Origin of the sequence: Planktothrix sp. FACHB-1355 (assembly GCF_014748295.1) — a bacterium.
GTDB classification, from domain to species: domain Bacteria; phylum Cyanobacteriota; class Cyanobacteriia; order Cyanobacteriales; family Aerosakkonemataceae; genus Aerosakkonema; species Aerosakkonema funiforme_A.
The window spans coordinates 1-3,024 of record NZ_JACJUP010000906.1; the positions used below are offsets into that span (position 1 = coordinate 1).

Consider the following 3,024-nt stretch of genomic DNA (forward strand, 5'->3'; position numbering starts at 1 on the left):
TCTCTCCGTCACCTCCATTGACTGAATAGTTTGGAAGTTAGCTTGGGGATGTTTTTTGTCCTTGAGATATTTCTGTAACTGCTGCGTCAAGTCTGGAAGGCTGGTTTCTTTGCGCCAGCGAAACAAACTCTTGCCTTCTTCGTTGAAGCCTTTCTGCAAATTGATGAACTGTCGCAAATTTTGCTCGTTTGCCAAGCTGTTGCTGCCTAAATCCCAAATACTGCTGACAGCATCGACGATCGGACGCAGATAAGGTCGATCTGGCCCATTCCAAACATCCCGAAAAGAGGCACTCACTCCCCCATTGGTGGAAGAATAAACCGCATCGATTAACTCGTTTTTGTACACGATCACTAAGCCTTTTGTAGCTGCGATCGCTTTATCTGTGGTCGGAAAAGCACCGCTGAGTCCGTAATAAACTTGACAGTGAATATCCGCAGACAGTTCGTAGCCATCGATTGCAAAACGGCGTAAGTTCCGCAGTGCGTAAGTCCTAGCCAAAATTGTCTGCGCTTCCAGAGCTGCATTAGGTGCCAAGGCTCCAATTTCATTGGGTACTACACCCCGCAAATACGTTTCCAGCGGTACTTGGTTCACCAAGGTGTATGTACCGTAAGCGTTAGGCTGGATTTTAAGCGGACCGACAAATGTCCGTCCGATTTTGTCATTTTTGCCTTGAAACACCTGAATCATATTTTTTTCAGATGTAATCTCGATGTTTTTGCGGTTGTAGCGCAAGCCATCCATCACCCAAGATGGTTTTGGCTCCTCCTTCATTATTTGCGTATCCAGATGAGCCGTTCTGACGTCCTCGGTTTGCAAACTCTCCAGCAGCAATCGTCGCAGCAAAGGAGTCTTGTACACATCCCGTTTGGCCCAAACTTGCCACCTTCTGGGCTGAGCGATTTCGACTTCAATTCCTTTCGCACGCCACTGTAGGGCACTATCTTCTGCTGTCTCGAAGTTTGGGTGGGTACTGAGGACAACTCGCTCTTCTACTTCTGGCTGCGGTAGCGGTTGCATCTGTATTTCCAGCTTGAGGCTATCTAGCGAAACGGTTTGCGGCTCCATATTGCCAGCTAAAAACTGCAATGTCAGCCGATCGCCCGCTGTCGCCTTCAAAGTCAGCTCGTCATCCGCTTTGGCACCAAATCTCTGCACAATGCCAACCTTGAGTTCTACATCAGAGCCTACAGCCGAAGCTCGTACATCTGCCGTGAGTCCGACTAAACAAAACACGGTCACTGCTGTACGCCACCAGTAAGCTAGCGATCGACCGTCGCGGGTTTGAGTAACGGTGAAAATCTGTCTGAGGATACAAGTAGTTTTCTGCATGAGCTGCCTTGCGATAGATCATTTGCGATCGACCATAGCTTTATGCTTTTTATCGATCTAAATAGTCGAACTGAATGTTTGCAGTTGCAAACCGAACTCATAACGACTATGATTAAGGAGTGAAGAGTCAAAAATAGAAGTAGTAATACACCCGATGGTAAGAATACAGGAAATTCCCCTACGGCAGATTCATCGTCCCCTGATCCGACAGACCGATCCTCAGAAAGTCGAAGCACTAATGGAATCAATTCGAGAAATCGGACAACAAGAACCGATCGAAGTTCTGGAAGTAGATGGACAGTATTATGGGTTCTCTGGTTGCCACCGATTCGAGGCTTGCCAGCGCCTGGGCCAGGAGAGCATCCGTTGCAGAGTCCGCAGGGCGACCCGCTCGGTTTTACAAATGCACCTAGCTTAAAGTAAGGGCTAGGAGCTAGGCGCTAGAGGCTAGAAAATCAGGATTTTTCATAGAAACCAGGTTGATAGCCGACGAAAACCCATCAAAATCAATTTGTGGGCTACTAGCTCCTTGACGATCGCTTCTCATAGAAAACATATAAAAGTAGAGCTAAAGCTGCCAAAATTCGATCGCTAACTCAGGAGAATTCAGCAATGCAACTTCAAGACAAAACCATACCAGTAGATATCGGGATTGAGGAACAAGCTCGCCAAGAAATTGCTCAAGGACTGTCTCGCTTGTTAGCCGATACCTACTCGCTCTATCTGAAAACCCACTATTTCCACTGGAACGTCACCGGTCCGATGTTTCATTCCCTGCACCTGATGTTTGAGGCACAGTATACCGAACTAGCTGCTGCTGTTGATGTGATTGCCGAGCGGATCAGGGCGCTGGGCGTGTTTGCCCCCGGTTCTTACAGCCAATTTAGCGAATTAGGCTCGATTGCAGAAACGCGGGATGTCCCCAGTGCCGAAGAAATGGTACGCTTACTTGTGGAAGGCAATGAAGCTGTAGCAAAAACCGCTCGCTCAGTTTTCCCCGCCGCACAAAACGGTGATGACCAATCCACTCTCGATATGCTGACCGAACGCCTGCGAGTTCACGAAAAGACCGCTTGGATGCTGCGGAGTATCCTGAATAAACAGTAAGGACTGGATTTTTAGTGGCGCGAAGCGATAGGCTGTTAAGCACGCAGTAATCATCTCTCCCGCGCCGCATCAACAGCAATGAACCTGTCTCCGCTTCCAGACTACACCCACCAGCTGCAACAATTAATGCAGCGGGTGGGTGTATTGAGTTTTAAAGCGCTCAGTCGTTCCGCAGGGGTATCGGAACGGCAGCTGATGCGACTGCGGCGAGGACAGATAATGCAGATGCAGGTGGAAAATCTGGTCAAACTCGGTCAAGTTTTGCAAGTGTCGCTAGAAGAGTTATTGGCAACTTTTTCCGATCGTCAGATAAGTTGGACAGAAAAAACAGGGGAAGCATCACCAGCGCTACAGCAGGAGTACCAACGATTGCAAGCGCAGATGCAGTCACAGCGACAGTCGTTAATGCAGGAATTTCAGCTTTCCAGTTTGCAAGTGTTGGAATCTTGGCTGATACAATGGCCAACAGCTGCCTATGCTGCCGGACAAAATCCTCAGCTGCCGGCAGTGAAATTGTTGCCGCTGCTGCGACCTGTAGAACAACTGGTGCAACAATGGGGAGTGGAAGCGATCGCACCCGTA

4 protein-coding genes are annotated in these 3,024 nt (G+C 48.7%); 3 read left to right on the top strand and 1 reads right to left on the bottom strand.

The annotated features are described in order from the left end of the window. Nucleotides 1-1,335: SpoIID/LytB domain-containing protein (locus H6S82_RS26760; RefSeq protein ID WP_191056995.1), on the bottom strand; the 1,335-nt coding region annotated here is incomplete at its 3' end. Nucleotides 1,336-1,489: 154 nt separating this feature from the next. Between H6S82_RS26760 and H6S82_RS26765 the strand changes: the two genes are divergently transcribed. From H6S82_RS26765 to H6S82_RS26775, 3 genes are all read left to right on the top strand, one after another. Beyond that, a complete protein-coding gene (locus tag H6S82_RS26765) occupies nt 1,490-1,753 on the top strand; it encodes a sulfiredoxin (protein ID WP_190475653.1) in 264 nt (87 codons plus the stop codon). A gap of 194 nt (nt 1,754-1,947) precedes the next feature. Beyond that, on the top strand, nt 1,948-2,442 hold the full coding sequence (locus tag H6S82_RS26770) for a Dps family protein (protein WP_190475655.1): 495 nt from the start codon (nt 1,948-1,950) through the stop codon (nt 2,440-2,442). Nucleotides 2,443-2,520: 78 nt separating this feature from the next. After that, nucleotides 2,521-3,024, top strand: a 504-nt coding sequence (locus H6S82_RS26775; RefSeq protein ID WP_191056996.1) for a helix-turn-helix transcriptional regulator, incomplete at its 3' end; no start/stop codon positions are given.

What these genes read in the sequence shown, in the direction of transcription:
- H6S82_RS26765 (WP_190475653.1), top strand. Translation starts at nt 1,490, where the DNA reads ATGGTAAGAATACAGGAAATTCCCCTACGGCAGATTCATCGTCCCCTG.
- H6S82_RS26770 (WP_190475655.1), top strand. Translation starts at nt 1,948, where the DNA reads ATGCAACTTCAAGACAAAACCATACCAGTAGATATCGGGATTGAGGAA.